Below are 17988 nucleotides of genomic sequence, written 5' to 3' on the forward strand. Positions count from 1 at the left end.
TAGCACAGCCGCCTGTCCTGCGCGCCCCAGCTTTTCAGAGACGCAGGCCTGCCTGGCGCAGCAGGGGCAGCACGCGGTCGCAGAAGAACGGCAGTTCATGCGTATAGTTGACGAAGGACAACGCGATGCCGGCATATCCCTCAGCCGAAATCGCCTGCATGTCCGCGACGATTTTTTCCGGCGTGCCGACCAGCGGATAGCTGCCGGCACCGCCGGCAAAACGCTGGCGGTAGCGAGCATAAGCCTGCTGGTCGTGCGATTGAGAAAATTCCTTCTTACCGGCCATATGCGTATCCACGGCGACATGATCGGCCAACGTCACGGCATAACGGCGGTAATAATCCTCCGCCTCCTGCTGCGTCTCGCGGCAGACGACATGGCAGACGGTGTAGACGCCGACATCGCGTCCCGCCGCCTCGGCGCGGCTGCGAATGTCGGCGACGTGGCTTCCGGATTCGGCAATCTCGGTAAAAGTGGTGAAGAGGTAATCGCAGTTTTTCGCCGCGAAATCCCGGCCAGGCCCGCCGAAGGCGGCGTTCATCGTCACCGGCCGCGGCGCCTGCAGGCTGGCAGGGCGGCTGACGGCGTCCTTGAGCGTGTAATAGCTGCCGGAAAAATCGAAGGGGTCCTCGGAGATATAGGCGCGTTCGACGATCTCCAGCCATTCGGTGGCCTGGTCATAGCCCTTTTCCACCAGCGGCACGCCGAACATGGCGAATTCCTTGGGGTTCCAGCCGCAGACGATGTTGAGGCCGGCCCGACCGTGACTGACATGATCGACCGTCGCCAGCGCCTTGGCCGCATAGAGCGGATGCACCAGCGGCACATGCACCGTCATGAACAGCCCGATGTCCTGCGTGGCCGCCGCCAGCGCTGCCGCCCAGGTGAAAGTCTCGAAACTCCACTCGCGCACATGGTTCTTGCCGCCAAATCCCTTCCAGCGGGCGATGGGCAGGAAAAATTCCAGGCCGGCGCGGTCGGCGATCTGGGCCGCCGAGAGATTGTCGTCCCATCCCGCCTTCCAGCGCTCCGGCACGTCGGTGATCGCAAGCCCCCCGTCGGCATTGGCGGAAAAGACGCCGAGTTTCAGCGTGTTGGGGCCTTTCAGGGGATGCGGCTTGATCATGGAGCTTCTCATCGGCAGGAGGCGGAAATAGCGGATACTCTATCCGCCACGCCGTCCGTGACAAGAATTATTTCAGGCTTAAAATTTTGCGCTGCAACAGGCCGGCCGCCGGATCAGCCGACGAAGGCGCGCTCGACGACGAAGCTGGCCGGCGCGTTGTTGGCGCCTTCCACGAGGCCGAAACCTTCCAGCATCGCCTTGCAATCCTTGAGCATCGCCATGGAGCCGCAGATCATGCCGCGGTCGGTGGCCGGATCGATCGGCGGCAGGCCGGTATCTTCGAAAAACTTGCCGCTCGCCATCAGGTCGGTGATGCGACCCATGTGGCCGGACGGCTCGCGCGTCGTCGTCAGGTAAAGACGCAGGCGGTCGGCGTATTCCCCGACCAGCGGATCGTCTGCAAGGCCGGCCGCCAGCTCGCGGGCATAGTCCAGTTCAGCGACATCCCGGCACGTCTGGATCAGCACGACCTCCTCGAATTTTTCGTAGGTCTCCGGGTCACGGATCAGGCTGGCGAAGGGCGCAACACCGGTACCGGTGGAGAGCAGGTACAGCCGCTTGCCCGGCAGCAGTGCATCGAGCACCAGCGTGCCCGTCGGCTTCTTGCGCATCAGCACGGTATCGCCGACCTTGATTTTCTGCAGGTGCTCGGTCAGCGGCCCGCCCGGCACCTTGATCGAGAAGAATTCGATCTCTTCGTCCCAGGAGGGGCTGGCGATGGAGTAGGCGCGGAACACCGGCTTTTCCGCATTCGGCAGGCCGATCATCACGAACTCGCCGGAGCGGAACCGAAAACTGGCCGGCCGGGTGATGCGGAAACGGAAAAGCCGTTCCGTGTAATGCTTCACCATCGTCACCGTCTCGGCAAAGACATTGTCGGGGATGGCATAGGTAACGGCCTTCGGGCTTTCCAGCAATTCTCCATCGGCGGTCGTCATCGACAAAATCCTCTCGAAGTGCGCGGTCTATTCATTTGTACACGAATGAAAATCTTTCTCAATATCGCATTTCCGGCTTCGGTCTTTTTTTATGCTCGACAGGTTTGGGGGCCGCGATTAACATTCGTACACAAGGGTTCGATCTGCCGCGTGAAACGACCGGAGAGGCCCCGCAAAAACACGGGAACGAAGGATTATATCATGGCAGAAGCAGCGGGCGGCAACGAAAAGGCGGGCAAGCTGGTCATCCGGCACATCGGCCTCATTCTCTCGGGAAAGATCGAGCAGCCGATCCTCGACGGCGATTGCATCATCTGCGACGACGGCAAGATCACCGCAATCGGTTATGAAAAGGATCTCGACACCGAAGGTGCGACGACCATCGTCGATGCGATGTGGACGACCGTTTCGCCCGGCCTGATCGACAGCCACGTCCACCCTGTCGTCGGCGACTACACACCGCGCCAGCAGCAGCTCAACTGGATCGATTCGACGCTGAACGGCGGCGTCACCACGATGATCTCGGCAGGCGAGGTCCACACGCCCGGCCGGCCACGCGACATCGTCGGTCTCAAGGCGCATGCGATCACGGCGCAGCGTTTCTACCAGAATTTCCGCCCCTCCGGCGTCAAGGTGCATGCGGGCGCCCTGGTCATCGAAAAGGGCATGGAAGAGCAGGACTTCAAGGATCTCGCCGATGCCGGCGTAAAACTGCTCGGCGAAGTCGGCCTCGGCAGCGTCAAGGAGGCCGGCGACGCCAAGAAGATGGTTGCCTGGGCGCGCAAATACGGCATCCAGAGCACCATCCACACCGGCGGCCCGTCGATCCCCGGCTCCGGCCTGATCGACAAGGACGTGGTGCTGGAAGCCGATACCGATGTCGTCGGCCACCTGAACGGCGGCCACACGGCGCTTCCCGACGACCAGATCGTCTGCATCTGCGAGCGCTGTTCGCGCGGCCTCGAAATCGTCCACAACGGCAATGAGCGTGCCGCGATCCTCACCGTCAACACCGCACGCGAACTCAAGAAGCTCGACCAGGTGATTTTGGGCACGGACGGGCCGGCCGGCTCCGGCGTGCAGCCGCTCGGCATCCTGCGAATGATCTCGCTGGTCGCCAGCTTTACCGACCTGCCGGCGGAAGTCGCCTTCTGCCTTGGCACCGGCAACACGGCCCGCCAGCGCAACCTCGATTGCGGCATCATCGACGTCGGCCGCTCGGCGGATTTCGTCATCATGGACCGTGCCCAGCATGCGCCTGGCAAGACCATTCTCGACTCGGTCAAGCAGGGCAATCTGCCGGGCATCGGCATGACGATCATCGACGGCATCGTCCGCACCCAGCGCAGCCGCAACACGCCGCCGGCCAATGCCCTGCCCGAAATCGTCTTCGGCCGTTATGATCGTTACGAGGCGAAGTGACCCCAGGCTTTAGTGGTGCAGTGCGGCCTCAAGGCTACGGAAAACACGTTCGTCGGCCGATTGCGCGACGTTGAAGCGCATGAAGCTGCGGGCGGTCTGCGACAGGCTGAAGGCGTTGCCGGGTGCCAGGACCACGCCGTCATCGAGGCACCGACGCGCCAGTTCCGTCGCATCGGTTTCGCCGGGCAGACGGCACCATAAGAACATGCCGGCGCCGGGGCGCAGCCATGGCTCGATGCCGAGGCGGGCGAGCCGGGTCGCCGTCGTGGTTCTCGCTTCTCCGAGACGCCGCCGCACGGTCTCCATGTGCTTGCGATAACTGCCGTCGGTCAGTGCCAAAGCGAGGATGCTGGCCGCAAGGCGGGCGCCGCCGAAGCTGGTGGCGATCTTAAGGTCGGCGAGCTTGTCGATCCAGTCTTCCCGCGCCGCGATGTAGCCGCAACGGATCGCCGCCGACAGTGTCTTGGAAAAGCTGCCGATCTGGATGACCCGCGACAGGCCGTCGAACGCCGAAAGCCGCGGTGCCGGCGCTTCCTCGAAATCGGCAAAGATATCGTCCTCGACGATGAGGAGATCGGCTTCCTCGGCAAGTTTCAGCAGCCGGTGGGCGGTTACCGGCGAAAGCACGGCGCCGGTCGGATTGTGGATGGCGGAGTTGGTGATGTAGAGCCGCGGCTTGTGAAGCTGCAACGCTGTGGTAAAAGCATCGAGATCAGGACCGGAAGGCGTATAGTGCACGCCGACCGCCTTGGCGCGGTGCGCCTTCAGCAGCGCATGGAAATTGAAATAGCAGGGATCGTCGACCAGCACGGTATCGCCGGGCTCCAAAAGCAGCCGGCAGACGAGATCGATGGCCTGCGTGCCGGATTCGGTCAGCAGCACCTGCCCGGTATGGACGTCGACCCCATGCGCCGCCAGTCGCCGCGCCAAAATCTGGCGCAGGCCGGCATGGCCGAGCGGCGTGCCGTAATCGGCAAGCTCGGCATTTTCGGCCCGCGAGAGCGTGCGCAAGGCACGGCGGATGCCGGTATCGAACATCCAGGATGCCGGCAGCCAGCCGCATCCGGGCTTCAAGACATCCCCTTCCGCCTCCAGCGATTGCCGCGAAATCCAGAGCGGATCGACGTTGCGTTCACGTCGGGGAGCGATTTCGGCCAGCGCCAGCGGCGCAGCCGAACCGGAAACGTAGAAACCGGAACCGGGCCGCGAGCGGATGACGCCTTCGGCGGCAAGCCGCTCGTAAGCTTCCACGACGGTGGAAACGGACACGCCCATCGCTTTCGATTGCGCGCGCACCGAAGGCAACCGGCTGCCGGGCATCAGGCTGCGATCGACGATACGGCCGCGGATGGCCGTCATCACCCGGTCGATCCGGGTTGCCGGACTGATCGCGGCTTCGCCCTCCTCGGTCATCAAACCGTACTCCTCATGCATCCATAACAGTTTCTTTCAATTGTACTGTATCGTCTCTGGTCCTGCCAGAGGTCTCGCCCGATAGTCACGACAGAATTGCAATGGAGAATGACACGATGGACAAATCGACGAGCGGCTTGATCAACGGCATGGTCGGCGTGGTGATCTTTTCCGCATCGCTGCCGGCAACGCGGCTGGCGGTGGCCGGTTTCGACCCGGTTTTCCTGACGGCAGCGCGCGCGGTGATCGCCGGTATTCTCGGCCTCGGCCTGCTCGTCGCCTTCCGCGAGCGCCGGCCAGAGCGTGGTGACATCCTCTCCCTGCTGATCGTTGCGCTCGGCGTGGTCGTCGGGTTTCCGCTGCTGACGGCACTGGCGCTGCAGCATGTCACCGCTGCCCATTCCATCGTCTTCATCGGCCTGCTGCCGCTGGCAACGGCTATTTTCGGCATGCTGCGGGCCGGCGAATATCCACATCCGGTTTTTTGGCTGTTTTCGGGCCTCGGCAGCGCTCTCGTCGTCGGTTTCGCTTTGTCGCAGGGCATCACGGTGTCGCCGCTGGGCGACCTGTTGATGCTGGCGGCCGTGCTTGTCTGCGGGCTTGGTTATGCCGAAGGGGCCAGGCTGTCCCGGCGGCTCGGCGGCTGGCAGGTGATTTCCTGGGCGCTGGTGCTGTCACTGCCGCTGATGCTCGGCATCGCCGTTTTCGACGTGCCGCCGTCGCTGTCGCAGGTGCCGGAGAGCGCCTGGGCGGGACTGGCCTATGTATCGCTGTTCAGCATGCTGATCGGCTTCATCTTCTGGTACCGCGGCCTGGCGCAGGGCGGTATCGCCGCCGTCGGCCAGTTGCAGTTGCTGCAGCCGTTCATGGGCCTGTTGCTGGCGGCGCTGCTCCTGGGCGAGGCGGTCAACGTCGCCATGCTGGTCGTGACCACCGGCGTCGTTCTCTGCGTTTTCGGCGCGCGTCGCTTTGCGGTCCGTCCACAGCCGGCTTCGCCGCGTCCGACCTGAGCGGCTGTCCGGGGCGCCGGTCCTACCAGCTCAGGCGCGCCACACCATAGGCGGCAAGTGTGAAGAGCGGCGTCGAGGCCGGCGTTTCGGGAATCTCTCCCGATGAAGCGGCAACCAGATTGGTCTCTTCCAGCACATGGAACGATGCGTTTCCCGGTACCCTCAATCCGGCAAGATCGATCGTCACCGGCTCGGTGGTGATGTTGGCGCACAGCAGGACGGTCTCCTTGCCCTTTCGACCGCAGAGCGCCAGCAGGCTGCCCGCCCGGGAACTGACAACCTCCTGCCATTCCCACCCCGCCATGCAGGCAAGAGCCCTGACGACATGCGCCAGAGGCCGCAAGCCGCCCTGCGGCACGGGTTCGCCGGGACCGGCGATCAGGCCGAAAGGTCCGGTCGCCGCCGACAGCGTCAGACGCGTCAGGCCGGCATCGGCAACGGCCGCCGCATATCCGAGCGCAAAGGCCGCGCCGAAAAGGCCGTTGTGGCGCGGGTCGCGGTTGGCCATGGGAATGCGCTCGCCGTGCGGATTGTCCATCGTGCGGCTGCCGTAGGGATTTTGCCGCATGGCGATCGTCGATGGGCCGATACGGTAGTCCTTTGCGCCATAGATCGCCCGCAGCGAGCGGGTGATGAAGGGCAGCGCCTCCAGCGTTTCCATCACGCTCTGATCGTCGGCCGCATGCACGATCGGATTGGTGGCGTGCGAGACGAAGGCCACCTGTTCTCCGGGGACACGCTTCCGGTTGATCTCGGTAAAATAGCTCAGCATGCCGCCGCCAAGCGCAATCGTCGGGAAAGCCGCTTTCGCCGCGGCATACACCTCTTCCAGCGGCGGGCAATCCGGCCACTGGCTGCCCGGCGGCGTCGATTGCCGATCGACGGACGGCGAGACCATGATCGCATCGAGCCGCAGGCGCGCCTCGCGGACCATGGTCGCGATCTCCTGCATTTCTTCATCAAGCGGCCTCTGGCACGGCACGGCGATTTCCATCGTCACCGTGCCCTTGTGACCGGCAGCGAGCGGAACGAAGGCGTCTATCGCTGCGCGTCCATGCCCGGCTGCGGGATCGAAATGCAGGAGCAGGTCCTGGAGGCCGAAACTGCCATGGGCTCTCAGCGCCACGGCCGTATCCGCCGCCTCTTCCGGCGTCACGACGATGCCGATCCGAGGCAGTTCGCCGTCCTGTTCACCCCACTGCAGAGTTACGGGGTTTGCCGGCGAGAGCAGCAGGCTGGCTTTAGGTTCTTCGTCACGGATGGTCAGCGTGATCGTCTGCGATACGGTTTCCCCGGCCGCGATCATGTAGGGCCAGGCCAGCGCCAGCGGCCGGACATAGGTCTTGTAGGAGGCATCCGACCAGTTTCGCTGGTCTTCCATCTCGAACGTATCGCCATCCATGCGGCACTCGGCGGTAATACCGGGTAGCACGGTGTGCGTGATCGCACGCATATCCTTGAACGGTTGCCAGGGTTGGATCAGGTCGGGCAACCGTGTCGCCTCGAGACTGCCGTCGACATGTTCGATCGACACATTCGTTCCCGCCAGGCCGCCGATGGGATGCAGGATGCAGAAACCGCAGCGGTTTGTTTCGAAACCTGTCGGCGACATTGCCGCGGCCGCAAACACCAGCATGCCTTCGGCCGTGCCGGTGATCGTGGCGGCGATGCTGAGTTGCATCATATCCGGCCCGTTGCAGCGTGTGCCGTAACGCACGGTAAACTGCTCCTCCGTCTCCTCGACGCTCAAATCGAAAAGCTCCGGATCATAGGTGCCCCAATCGCGGTCGCGCACCAGGAAAGAGATGGCGCGCAGCACGTCGACGCCTTCGTAGCGGATGTCGCGCAGGTTGCCGCCGACCAGTTTGGCTGTCAGTCGGCCGGCCTTCAGTTCCGTCGGCGCCGGTTCGGTTCTGGTGGTGCCGTAGAGAAGGAAAGCGCGGTCGGCCGGTATCGTCATGCAAGCAGAACTCCGATTTCGACTGGCTTGCCGCTGGCCGCACTTTCATAAGCGGCCTCGACCAGCGCGAAGGTCTTCAGGTTGTCGTCGCCGGAGGTGGATGTCTCCTCTCCGGCCGCGAGCCGGTCGGCCCAATGCTGCTGGATAGCATAGACGCTTTCCTGGATGTTATGCCAGGGGCGCGACGCCCAGGACAGCAAGGCCGGCGACGCATCGACGATTTCCGTGCCCTTGGCATTGGTGATTTCAAGCTTGTAACCCTGGCTGAGCCGGATCGTGCCTTCCGTACCATCCAGTTCGATCAAGGTTTCCGGGAAGGGCTCGATACCCAGCTTCGTCGCATAGCTGACATCGACGATGGAGGTGGCGCCGCGCTCATGGTCCAGCAGGATGGTGGCCACGTCCTCGCCCTTGATCGCCGGATTGACGCGTTTCGTCCGTGCGGTCAGCGAAGACACGTCGCCGAGGATGAAGCGGGCGATGTCCAGCGTGTGGATGCCGAGATCCTCGATAATAAAACGCGACCCTTCCGCCAGGTAGGGTTGGGGGGCAAAGACATCGAAGCCGGAGCGGAACGAGAAACGACCCCAGAAGGGCGTACCGATGGCGCCGGCATCGAGTGCCTTGCGCACGGCCTGGATCGGCGTCTGCCAGCGAAAATTCTCGTGCACCATCAAGGGCACGCCGGCATCGCGGCAAGCCTTCACCATTGCCTTGGCATCGGCAAGCGTTGGAGCGAAGGGTTTCTGGCAGATCGCCGGAATTTTGTGGGCGGCTGCCATCTCGACCAGCGGGCGATGGCTCTGCACGGTGGTGGCGATATCGACGAAATCGAAGCCGCCATCGGCAAACATCTGTGCCGCATCGCTATAACGGCGTTCGATGCCGAACTGGTCGCCGACAATCTTCAGCCGCTCGGGATCGCGGTCGCAGATTGCGACGATCCCGGCGCCTTTGACATCCCTCCAGCCAAACATCTGGTTGACGGCGAAAAAGCCGCAACCGATCAGGGCGCCACGAAGCTCGCTCATCTGTCTTATCCCTGCTTTGCCATCTGCATCAGCGTGACGCGGGCCTGCATCTTGCGCTGCGCCTGGTCGACGACGACGGCGATGATGATGACCAGACCCTTGATGACCATCTGCCAGAAGGATGATACGCCCATCATGACAAGGCCATCGGAGAGGATGCCGATGACGAAGGCGCCGACGATGGTGCCGCCGATCGTGCCGCGTCCGCCCGACATCGAGGTGCCGCCGAGAACGGCTGCGGCGATGGCGTTGAGTTCGAGGTTCGTGCCGGTCGCCGGATGCGACGCCATCAGTTCCGAAGAGACGATCAGGCCCACCAGCGCGGCACAGAAGCCGGAGAACATGTAGACGAACATTTTTACCCGGCTGACGCGGATGCCGGACATGCGGGCAGCGCGCTCATTACCGCCGACGGCAAAGATATGACGGCCGAGCGGCACGAAACGGGCGAAGTAGGCCGCGCCGAGTGCGACGATGACCAGCATCCACACCGAGACCGGCAGGCCGATGATGGTACCGGAACCAAAGTAGGAAAAACCCTGGTTGCCGAGGTCTTCTCGACCGACGAGGTTCGGCAGAGTCTGGCCATCGGAATAGAGCAGCGCGGCGCCGCGGGCGACATAGAGCGTGCCGAGCGTGGCGATGAATGGCGCGACGTTCAGCCTGGTGATCAGCAGGCCGTTGACGGCACCAATGAGTACGCCGACGACGGCGACGATGACGGCCACTTCGAGAATGTTGAAATAGACGGTATAGCCGATCGGCAGGTCGATGCCGTAGATGATCAGGCCGCCGGCGATCATGCCGCACAGGCCGACGATCGAGCCGACCGAGAGGTCGATGCCGCCGGTGATGATGACGAAGGTCATGCCGATCGCCAGGAAGGCATTCTGCGTCGCATGCTTCGACATCAGGATCATGTTCGCGGTCGACAGGAAGTTCGGCGCGAAGATTGAGAAGAAGATGATGACGGCGAAGAGGGCGATGAAGGTGCGAAGCTTCATCAGCGTCAGCAGCAATGAGCCGCTATTGGCCGATCCGGCGGCAGTTTGGGTGGCTGTCGTCATCACGCATGCATCCTTTTTGTCGTGTGTCCCTCTGCGGAGGCCTTTACGATCGCCTCTTCGGTCGCCTGGTTGCGGTCGATGACCATCACCAGCCGGCCGTTGCTCATCACCGCGATACGGTCGGACAATGCCATGACCTCTTCGAGGTCGGAGGTGGAAAAGAGAATGGCCAGGCCTTCGCTCGCCAGCCGGCGCATGGTGCGGAAGACGTCCGCCTTGGCGCCGACGTCGATGCCGCGCGAAGGCTCGTCCATCAACAGCACCTTCGGGCCGGTCATCAGCGCCTTGCCGATCACCACCTTCTGCTGGTTGCCGCCCGACATCGAGGTGACCTCGAAATCCGGATTGCGCGCCTTGATCGACAGGCTGCGGATGGCATCCGCCACCGCCTGCTTTTCCTTGCCGGTGATGATGTGGAAACCGAAGCGCAGAAACTGGCCAAGGCTTGCCAGCGACAGGTTTTCGGCAATCGACAGGCATTGCACCAGCCCTTCGCGCTGCCGGTCCTCCGGGATCAGCGCAATGCCGCGCTCGATACGGCCGGTGGTATCGCGCTCCAGAAGCTCCTGGCCGTCGATGAACACCTTGCCGGTATCGTGCTCATGCCGGCCCATGATGCATTCGAAAAGTTCGCTGCGCCCGGCGCCCATCAACCCGTAGATGCCGAGGATCTCGCCCTTGCGGACGGACAGCGAAACGTGATCGACGGCATAACCGCCCTGCGAGCGCGGCAGGGTGATATTGTCGAGCCGGATCACCTCGCCGCCGAGTTCGTGATCGACCTCCTTGGCGAAATCCTTGGCGTCCGAGCCGATCATCGAGCGGACGATCCAGCGGGTGTCGATATCCTTGACCAGCGCATGGCCGGTGATCTGCCCGTCCTTGAGCACGGTAATGTAGTCGCCGATGCGCATCAGCTCTTCCAGCCGGTGCGAGATGTAGACGATCGCCACGCCTTGCGCCTTCAGTTCGGCGATGACGCGGAACAAGACGTCGACTTCCGCCGCGCTCAAGGCCGAGGTCGGTTCGTCCATGATCAGGATGCGGGTATTCAGCGATACGGCGCGGGCGATCTCGACGAGCTGTTGCTGGCCGATCGGCAGGTCTTCCGTCAGCGTCTCGGCGGAAATGCCTGATTCCAGCCGGTCGAGGAAGGCGTTCGCCTTTTCGACCTGCGCCTTGTGATCGATGCCCAGCACGCCGCGGGTGATCTCGCGGGTCGCAAAAATGTTTTCGGCCACCGTCATGTTACCGAACAGATTGAGTTCCTGGAAAACGATGCCGATGCCGTGGCGCACCGCGTCCGCCGGCGAGGAAAGATGGATGCGTTCGCCTTCCATCCAGATCTCGCCGATGGTCGGCTGCTCGACTCCGGCGATGATGCGCATCATCGTCGACTTGCCGGCGCCGTTTTCGCCGACGAGCACGTTGACCGCGCCGCGGCGCAGCTTGAGATTGGCCTTCTTCAGCGCCACGATGCCGGAATAGGCCTTGGTGATGTCCTTCAGCTCGAGGATCACGTCGCCGTCGTCGATCTCCGTCATCGCCTCAGCCTCCGATGGTGATCGTGGCGGGAACCAGCTGCGGCAGCTGGCCCGATGCGGGAAGCGGATAGGCGCCGAGCGCCTGCACCTTCTTACCAGTCAGGTTTTCGCGCGGCAGCTTCGAGAGCAGCGTGTCGTTGACGCGGGTATTGAACGACTTGCCGAATTGCGCCCACTCGATCTGGTTCTTGAAGGAGTTGAAGTCGATGAAATCGAGGCTGTCGCGCAGCGCCGTGCCACGGATCGCCGGGCCGATAGAAACGCGAACATCCGCCTTGGCATCACCATCGACGTCGACGTCGACATAGGCGGCGCGCGACTTGGTTTCTTCCGCGACAACCACGCCGTCGACCTTGGCGATGAAGGTCCAGGGCGCATTGCCCTGCTTGGCCTTGTAGCCATACTTCTGGCCGGCTCCATCCACGTCGATGGCAGCCAGCGCCAGCACGTCCTTGATCGGGGCGCCGCGCGTTTCGAGATAAGGAACGACCTTCGAATCCCAGATATCGGCCACCGCCTTGTCGGGATCGAAGGCATTGGCCGCAGCATTCCTGGCTTGATCGGCCGTCTTGACAAATTTGCAGCCCGGCAACGCAAAGGCGGCTGCGAGCAGGATCATGGCGACAGCCCTGATGTGCATGGGATAAGCTCCGGCGACAATGAAGGACGCGGAGGAGCAAGCCCCTCCGCGTCGTCAGCTTGGGAGATGTTACTGTGCCAGCGCGAAGGTTTCGAGCTTGCCAGCGTTGTCGGCGTTGATGAGCACGCAATCCATCAGCTGCTTTTCTTCAGCCGGCTTCTTGCCCGACGTAATGTAGTCGTGTGCCTGCTGGACAGCCATCTGGGCCTGTGCGTAGGCCGGCTGCAGGACGGTTGCCTTGATGCCGCCCGACTTGATCGAGTCGCGAACGTCGTTGGAGCCGTCGAAGCCGACGACGATGACGTCCTTCTTGCCGGCAGCCTGGAGGGCTGCGATTGCGCCCATGGCCATCGTGTCATTGCCGGCGATGACGCCCTGGATGTCCGGATTGGCCTGCAGGATGGTTTCCATCTTGGAGTAGGCTTCCGTCTGGCTCCAGTTGGCCGATTGCTGGGCGACCATCTTCAGGTCCGGATATTCGTCGATGACGTCGTGGTAACCCTTGGAGCGGATGCCGGCGTTGGTGTCGGATTCCTTGCCGACGAGCTCGACATAGTTGCCCTTCTCGCCCATCAGCTTGACGAATTCTTCGGCACCGAGCTGCGCGCCCTGATAGTTGTTCGAAACGATCTGCGAGACGGCAACGCCGCTGGCATTGATTTCGCGGTCGATCAGGAAGGACGGGATGCCTGCATCCTTGGCCTTCTGGACAGCGGCGACCGAAGCATCGGCGCCGGCGTTGTCGAGGATGATCGCCTTGGCGCCGCGGCCGATGGCGGTATCGATCAACTGGCTTTGCTTGTTGGCGTCGTCGTCATGAACCAGCACGAGCGCCTCGTAGCCCAGTTCCTTTGCCTTTGCTTCGGCGCCGACGGCTTCTGCCTTGAAGAACGGGTTGTCGTGCGACGGGGTGATGATGGCGATAAGATCGGCGGCAAAAGCCGGCATGGCTGTGCCGAGCGCGAGCGTTGCGGCAAACGCGGCCAGAGTCAGTCTGCGAGTCAATTTCATGTTTATCCTCCCAAGTGAAAAATCAGCCCCGCTCCCTGCAGGACAGATGGCGGCCGGGGGAGACATTCCCCCGGCAAATAAAAATCAGGTAATACGGCGGATGCTTTCGGCGATTTCCGCCGGTTCGAAAACATTCTTCCAGTCGTCGCGCATCAGCGCGGGGATGCCGAATTCGATCGCCTTGTTGCAGGCATCGGAGAACACGCCGTCGACTTCCTTGAAGATCACGGCACCGAGAACGTTCATGTGGCCGAGCAGGAAGTCGCGGGCAGCTTCCGCCGGTACACCGCGGGCGACGCATTCATCCATGGCCTGGCGCATGACGACGAGCAGCGAGGCGCAGACGGTTTCCGAAAGGCCGGGCTCCAGCATCGCCATCTGCTCGACGGTAACACGGTGCGACCGCATGACCGGCGCCCAGATAACCTTGGCGATTTCTTCGCCGAGCCCATAGGCCTCCTCGGGACCCTGCATCAGCGCAGAGACGATGTGCTGCTTGGCGAACAGGCCACCGAAATGGTCCTTCTTCGCCTGCATGTCCGTTTCGTCGTTGAAGATCGGCGGATGGCACGGATGCGTCACGAAATAGGTGAGATCGCCGCGGACAGGCAGATGACCGGCAAACGGTGCTGCCGCATCGAGGGCCACGACCATGGTGCCGGCCGGCAGCTTGTCGACGATGCCGGCCGCAACCTTGCCGATGGCCGTATCCGGAACGGCGAGGATCACCACGTCGGCACCGTTGAGGGCTTCATCCACCGGCACGCAGGACAGGCCGAGATCGTTCTGAAGCCTTGCCTTGCCGGCATCGCTGACCTCGACGTGGCGCACGTCGAAACGCGAGCTCTTGAGATTCTTGGCCAGCCGATAGCCCATCTTGCCGCCGGCGCCAAACAACGCGATCGAAGTCATGTTTCCTCACCTGTATTTGTTTTGGGGAACTATAATCAACTGGTATAATGAGTCAATCAGCATATCATGATGTGGTCGACTTTTTCACCGCATCCACGCATGAAGCCGCGAGCCCATCGCGGATCTGCGCAAAATATCCATCGGAGCCGACTTGCCCGCCCTTCAAGGCGATCTGCAGCCCGTTGGTGGCGGCGAAATCGCCGTGGGCGGTGCAGAGCGGCGATCCCGGTGTCTGCGGCAGCGGAAGGAGCGTCGTCAGGGCATCGACATGCAATTCCTTGAGCGCGTGGCTCGACGTGTCGCCGCCGGCAATGACGGCCCGTTTCAACTGCGCCTGCTCGACCATGCGGCAGAGCATCGTGCCGAGCAGGCGGCCCAGCGCATGCCGGCTGCCGGGGATGCGGTCGATCTCGCCGCCCCGGTCAGCCGACGGGCCGAGCGCCGTGTAGAGGATAGGGCTGAGACCACGAGCCAGAACATCGAGGCCGGCGGCAACGGCACGCTCGACGGCTGTCCCGGCGTTTTCGCCCAGCAGGTCCAACGGATCGACGGCGACGGGCTCGAAACCCGACTGCGCGGCCGTGCGGATCTGCCGTTCCGTCGTCGGGGAAACGCTGCCGGAGACCACGGCGATGCGGTCCGCCTTGCCGGGTAGCGGGAACTCTGTTGCGCCAGCCGTCAGGCCCTCCTGTCTCCAGGCGGACAGCAAGGCATATTCAACGCCGGAGGAACCGGCGACGAACCAGCCGTCCGGGCGCCGCAGCTGCCACAACAGGCGGCCGGCGCTGGCCTGCGTTTCGGGACCGTCGACATCGAACAGCACCATGCCGCGCTGCCCGGCGCAGAATTGCGCCACGCGCGTCGCGGCGTCCGGCAAGGCCTGGGTAACCCGGTCGACAACGCCGGTCGGCAGCGCCGTCTGCTCGGAAAGATGCCGGCCGAGATCCGCCTCCCGCATCGGCGTAACCGGATGGCGGCTCATCACCGGATGCCGGTCGATACGATGGATCTCGCCCTGATAGGCGGCGAACAGGTTGCCGAATGCCGTGTAGCGCTTCAGCTGCGGCGCACCGACGACCAGCGGCACATAGGGCTGGTCGAAGATCGCCTTGCCGATTTCCACCGCCCTGCCGATATTGCCGATGGCCGGGCTGGAATCGAAGGTGGAGCAGACCTTGTAATGGCAGATCGCGGCATCGCGCGATTTCAGCCAGCGAAAGACCGGCGTCAGCCGCGCCTCCATCCATTCCGGCGTCTCGCTGCGGCTGGTTCCGGCGATGCCGATGGCGCGACAATGGGAAAAGCGCTGGAGAAGGTCGTCGCCCGGAATGCCGAGGAACAGCACGGTCTCGACGCCATTGGCGGAGAGCGCCTCCATGACATCGGTGGAGCCGGTGAAATCGTCGCCATAATAGGTCAGAAGAGGGGCCATGGCGTTTACGACTCCTTGCTGCCGCCGAATTTTTTCAGCGAGGCGGCCAGTTCGGGATGGTCCTTGGCATAGGTTTCCAGCGGGATGTCGGCGACGGCCGCCTCCCATGCCTGGGTCACGGCCCGCACGCCGGCAGCCGGACCTTGCGGATGGCTGACGATGCCGCCGCCGCAGAGATACAGCAGGTCGGTGGTGCGTCCGGTGCGACGATAGGTTTCCGGCGCCTGGCCGCCCCATTGGCCGGAGCCGGCGACCGGCAGGGCGCAATCGCTCTTGTCGAACAGCGGCGTCGTCACAGCCTCGAAGGAGGAGACGAAACTGTCGTCCGGCTCCCAATATTTGACGCCGATGCCGTTGATCTGGAACTGGTCGACGCCGAGCAGGCGCCAGAACTGCTGCCAGACGCGGAAATCGAAGCCGATGCCAGGATGGCGGGTCAGCACGTCCCAGCCGTTGCGATGCGCATGCAGGACGAGGCGCGACCGCTTGCGGAGAAAAGCCACGCCGCCCATTCCGATCGAGTTGATGTTGATCACGGCGCAATTGCCGCCGGCTTCCGCCACCAGATCGTGGTTGCGCATCATTTCATCCGGATCGGTGTGGGAGATGCCGAAGGCATACATGACCTTCTTGCCGGTCTTCTGTTCGTGATCGAGGATTTTCGGCATGATGGCGGCCACCCGCTCTTTTAGTGGCGAATAGGCCGGGCTCATCAGCTTTTCGTCATCCTTGATGAAATCGACGCCTGATGAGATCAGTTCGCCGACCAGTTCGGCGGTCTCGTGCGGCCGCAGTCCGAGCGCCGGCTTGACGATGGTGCCAATGATCGGCCGACCTTCGACGCCGGTCAGCCGCCGGCTGCCCGGCATGCCGAATTGCGGGCCGGGATAGGCACCGCGAAAGGCTTCCGGCAGTTTCAGGTCAACGATGCGCAGCCCTGTAAAACCGCGAATGGAAAAGATGCCGCCAACGGCAATCGTCATCAACGCCGAGAGATCCGTACCGATCGCTTCCAGCGGAAAGCCGATATCGACATCGGCGCGGCAGAGCGGTCGTTGATCATCCGCAGCTTCCGGCCAGGACGGGCACTCGGCATCGGCCAGCGGGCGGATGTCCAGCACGCGGGCGGCGACGCGCGCTTTCAGTTCCGGCGTCTCCCCCGGCACCGGCACGAAGGTGCCCGTGGACTGGTCGCTGGCGATCTTCTCCGCCATGGCCTCGATGCTGCCGGGTGTCTCGATCCGATAGGTGACGACGATCATGCCGACGGTTCCTCTCCGCTGGTATTCTGCGCCGGCGGCATGTGTCACCGGCGAAATCGGCATACTGGTATAATGAGTATATCATTGATGCAAGCCCCTCCCCACCCATTCCGGATGATCGAAACGATCGAAAGACATCACGGTAAACCGGCATACCCGTCTCTGGATTTTCATGATTCGCTGCCTATAGTCCGTCCGGCCCGACGCCTGCTTCCCTAGACAGGCGTCTCGACCCCTAGGAAACCGGAGCGACAGAACCACCGATGAGCCAACAGACCGACGCGATCCTCGCACTCTGCCAGACCCTTTCCCCGACGCGGACGGCAATCGTTCACCCCGTGAAAGCCAATGTCATCGAGGCCGCCGCGGAGTCGGTTCGGGAAAAGCTGATCGTACCGGTGCTGATCGGCCCCGTGGCAAAAATTGTCGCCGCAGCGCAGGAGGCATCGATCGATATCGCCGGCTGGGACATCGTCGATGTCGAGCACAGCCATGCCGCAGCCGCCAAGGCGGCGGAACTGGCCGCAGGCCGCCAGGTCGATGTCATCATGAAGGGATCGCTGCATACGGACGAACTGCTCGGCGCCATCGTGAAGGCCGATGCCGGGCTGCGCACGGAGCGGCGCATCTCGCATTCCTACCTGATGAGCATCGCCTCCTACCCGAAACCCTTCATCATCACCGATGCGGCCGTCAACATATTGCCCGACCTGCAGGTGAAGGCCGATATCGTGCAGAACGCCGTCGATCTCTGGCGCATCGTTTTCGGCGAGGCTACGCCGCCGAAGGTGGCGGTTCTGGCGGCCGTCGAAACCGTCAACCCGAAAATGCAAGCGACGCTGGATGCCGCGGCACTCTGCAAGATGGCGGAGCGCGGGCAGATCACCGGCTGCCTCATCGACGGCCCGCTGGCCTTCGACAATGCCATCAGCCCCGAAGCCGCCAGGGAAAAAGGCATCGTTTCCGTGGTCGCCGGCCATGCCGACATTCTCGTCGTGCCGGATATCGAGGCCGGCAACATGCTGGCCAAACAACTGACCTTCCTCGGTGGCGCCGAGGCGGCCGGCATCGTGCTCGGTGCCCGGGTGCCGGTGATCCTGACGAGCCGCGCCGACAGCGAGCGGACACGGCTGCTCTCCTGCGCGCTCGCTGCGCTGGTTGCCGATGCCCGTGCGAACGGACGCCTGCGGTAAGGCTGGCTCCTTCCCCTTCTCCCCCGT

15 protein-coding genes are annotated in these 17988 nt (G+C 63.2%); 3 read left to right on the forward strand and 12 right to left on the reverse strand.

Going from position 1 to position 17988, the window contains the following annotated elements; genetic code table 11:
• Positions 1 to 34: 34 nt before the first annotated feature.
• The gene (locus DEM27_RS26610; RefSeq protein WP_109461282.1) at positions 35 to 1126 is read right to left on the reverse strand and encodes an LLM class flavin-dependent oxidoreductase; all 1092 of its coding nucleotides are present in this window, start codon (positions 1124 to 1126) and stop codon (positions 35 to 37) included.
• 113 nt (positions 1127 to 1239) lie between these two features.
• Positions 1240 to 2064, reverse strand: coding sequence for a ferredoxin--NADP reductase (locus DEM27_RS26615; RefSeq protein ID WP_109461283.1), 825 nt, complete (start codon positions 2062 to 2064; stop codon positions 1240 to 1242).
• A gap of 201 nt (positions 2065 to 2265) precedes the next feature.
• On the opposite strand from DEM27_RS26615, the gene DEM27_RS26620 reads away from it, so the two are divergent.
• Positions 2266 to 3486 (forward strand): amidohydrolase family protein, encoded by a 1221-nt coding sequence (locus tag DEM27_RS26620; protein WP_109461284.1) that lies wholly within the window; start codon positions 2266 to 2268, stop codon positions 3484 to 3486.
• Positions 3487 to 3495: 9 nt separating this feature from the next.
• Here the strand turns inward: DEM27_RS26620 and DEM27_RS26625 are convergent, their stop codons facing one another.
• Complete coding sequence (locus tag DEM27_RS26625) at positions 3496 to 4899, reverse strand: aminotransferase-like domain-containing protein (protein ID WP_109461285.1); 1404 nt, start codon at positions 4897 to 4899, stop codon at positions 3496 to 3498.
• 116 nt (positions 4900 to 5015) lie between these two features.
• Here DEM27_RS26625 and DEM27_RS26630 point away from each other — a divergent pair, with 116 nt between their 5' ends.
• Entirely contained in the window at positions 5016 to 5909 is an 894-nt protein-coding gene (locus DEM27_RS26630; protein WP_109461286.1) for a DMT family transporter, read from the forward strand.
• A 22-nt stretch (positions 5910 to 5931) separates the two neighbouring features.
• Here DEM27_RS26630 and apnL read toward each other — a convergent pair whose 3' ends face one another.
• The 9 genes from apnL to oiaX form a co-directional block, all read right to left on the reverse strand.
• The gene (gene apnL / locus DEM27_RS26635; protein ID WP_109461287.1) at positions 5932 to 7869 is read right to left on the reverse strand and encodes a D-apionate lactonase; all 1938 of its coding nucleotides are present in this window, start codon (positions 7867 to 7869) and stop codon (positions 5932 to 5934) included.
• Positions 7866 to 8900: a Gfo/Idh/MocA family protein gene (locus DEM27_RS26640; protein WP_109461288.1), complete on the reverse strand. Its 1035-nt coding sequence runs from the start codon at positions 8898 to 8900 to the stop codon at positions 7866 to 7868. The genes apnL and DEM27_RS26640 overlap by 4 nt, the downstream gene beginning before the upstream one ends.
• 5 nt (positions 8901 to 8905) lie before the next feature.
• The gene (locus tag DEM27_RS26645; protein ID WP_109461289.1) at positions 8906 to 9967 is read right to left on the reverse strand and encodes an ABC transporter permease; all 1062 of its coding nucleotides are present in this window, start codon (positions 9965 to 9967) and stop codon (positions 8906 to 8908) included.
• A complete protein-coding gene (locus DEM27_RS26650) occupies positions 9967 to 11511 on the reverse strand; it encodes a sugar ABC transporter ATP-binding protein (protein WP_109461290.1) in 1545 nt (514 codons plus the stop codon). The genes DEM27_RS26645 and DEM27_RS26650 overlap by 1 nt, the downstream gene beginning before the upstream one ends.
• 4 nt (positions 11512 to 11515) lie before the next feature.
• A complete protein-coding gene (locus tag DEM27_RS26655; protein ID WP_109461291.1) occupies positions 11516 to 12151 on the reverse strand; it encodes a DUF2291 family protein in 636 nt (211 codons plus the stop codon).
• A gap of 69 nt (positions 12152 to 12220) precedes the next feature.
• Positions 12221 to 13162 carry a D-ribose ABC transporter substrate-binding protein gene (locus DEM27_RS26660; RefSeq protein WP_109461292.1) on the reverse strand — a complete coding sequence of 314 codons (942 nt, stop codon included), beginning with the start codon at positions 13160 to 13162 and terminating at the stop codon, positions 12221 to 12223.
• A gap of 84 nt (positions 13163 to 13246) precedes the next feature.
• Positions 13247 to 14074 (reverse strand): phosphogluconate dehydrogenase C-terminal domain-containing protein, encoded by an 828-nt coding sequence (locus DEM27_RS26665; RefSeq protein WP_109461293.1) that lies wholly within the window; start codon positions 14072 to 14074, stop codon positions 13247 to 13249.
• Between the two features lie 64 nt (positions 14075 to 14138).
• Entirely contained in the window at positions 14139 to 15506 is a 1368-nt protein-coding gene (locus tag DEM27_RS26670) for a four-carbon acid sugar kinase family protein (RefSeq protein ID WP_109461294.1), read from the reverse strand.
• Positions 15507 to 15511: 5 nt separating this feature from the next.
• Entirely contained in the window at positions 15512 to 16768 is a 1257-nt protein-coding gene (gene oiaX, locus DEM27_RS26675) for a 3-oxo-isoapionate-4-phosphate decarboxylase OiaX (RefSeq protein WP_109461367.1), read from the reverse strand.
• Between the two features lie 263 nt (positions 16769 to 17031).
• On the opposite strand from oiaX, the gene DEM27_RS26680 reads away from it, so the two are divergent.
• The gene (locus DEM27_RS26680; RefSeq protein WP_109461295.1) at positions 17032 to 17961 is read left to right on the forward strand and encodes a bifunctional enoyl-CoA hydratase/phosphate acetyltransferase; all 930 of its coding nucleotides are present in this window, start codon (positions 17032 to 17034) and stop codon (positions 17959 to 17961) included.
• The last annotated feature ends 27 nt before the right edge of the window (positions 17962 to 17988 follow it).

The sequence above is a fragment of the Rhizobium album genome (assembly GCF_003122325.1).
Lineage (GTDB): Bacteria > Pseudomonadota > Alphaproteobacteria > Rhizobiales > Rhizobiaceae > Metarhizobium > Metarhizobium album.

What these genes read in the sequence shown, in the direction of transcription:
- DEM27_RS26645 (WP_109461289.1), bottom strand. Translation starts at nt 9,967, where the DNA reads ATGACGACAGCCACCCAAACTGCCGCCGGATCGGCCAATAGCGGCTCA.
- DEM27_RS26615 (WP_109461283.1), bottom strand. Translation starts at nt 2,064, where the DNA reads ATGACGACCGCCGATGGAGAATTGCTGGAAAGCCCGAAGGCCGTTACC.
- DEM27_RS26660 (WP_109461292.1), bottom strand. Translation starts at nt 13,162, where the DNA reads ATGAAATTGACTCGCAGACTGACTCTGGCCGCGTTTGCCGCAACGCTC.
- DEM27_RS26625 (WP_109461285.1), bottom strand. Translation starts at nt 4,899, where the DNA reads ATGACCGAGGAGGGCGAAGCCGCGATCAGTCCGGCAACCCGGATCGAC.
- DEM27_RS26630 (WP_109461286.1), top strand. Translation starts at nt 5,016, where the DNA reads ATGGACAAATCGACGAGCGGCTTGATCAACGGCATGGTCGGCGTGGTG.
- apnL (WP_109461287.1), bottom strand. Translation starts at nt 7,869, where the DNA reads ATGACGATACCGGCCGACCGCGCTTTCCTTCTCTACGGCACCACCAGA.
- DEM27_RS26640 (WP_109461288.1), bottom strand. Translation starts at nt 8,900, where the DNA reads ATGAGCGAGCTTCGTGGCGCCCTGATCGGTTGCGGCTTTTTCGCCGTC.
- DEM27_RS26680 (WP_109461295.1), top strand. Translation starts at nt 17,032, where the DNA reads ATGAGCCAACAGACCGACGCGATCCTCGCACTCTGCCAGACCCTTTCC.
- DEM27_RS26670 (WP_109461294.1), bottom strand. Translation starts at nt 15,506, where the DNA reads ATGGCCCCTCTTCTGACCTATTATGGCGACGATTTCACCGGCTCCACC.
- oiaX (WP_109461367.1), bottom strand. Translation starts at nt 16,768, where the DNA reads ATGATCGTCGTCACCTATCGGATCGAGACACCCGGCAGCATCGAGGCC.
- DEM27_RS26665 (WP_109461293.1), bottom strand. Translation starts at nt 14,074, where the DNA reads ATGACTTCGATCGCGTTGTTTGGCGCCGGCGGCAAGATGGGCTATCGG.
- DEM27_RS26610 (WP_109461282.1), bottom strand. Translation starts at nt 1,126, where the DNA reads ATGATCAAGCCGCATCCCCTGAAAGGCCCCAACACGCTGAAACTCGGC.
- DEM27_RS26655 (WP_109461291.1), bottom strand. Translation starts at nt 12,151, where the DNA reads ATGCACATCAGGGCTGTCGCCATGATCCTGCTCGCAGCCGCCTTTGCG.
- DEM27_RS26650 (WP_109461290.1), bottom strand. Translation starts at nt 11,511, where the DNA reads ATGACGGAGATCGACGACGGCGACGTGATCCTCGAGCTGAAGGACATC.
- DEM27_RS26620 (WP_109461284.1), top strand. Translation starts at nt 2,266, where the DNA reads ATGGCAGAAGCAGCGGGCGGCAACGAAAAGGCGGGCAAGCTGGTCATC.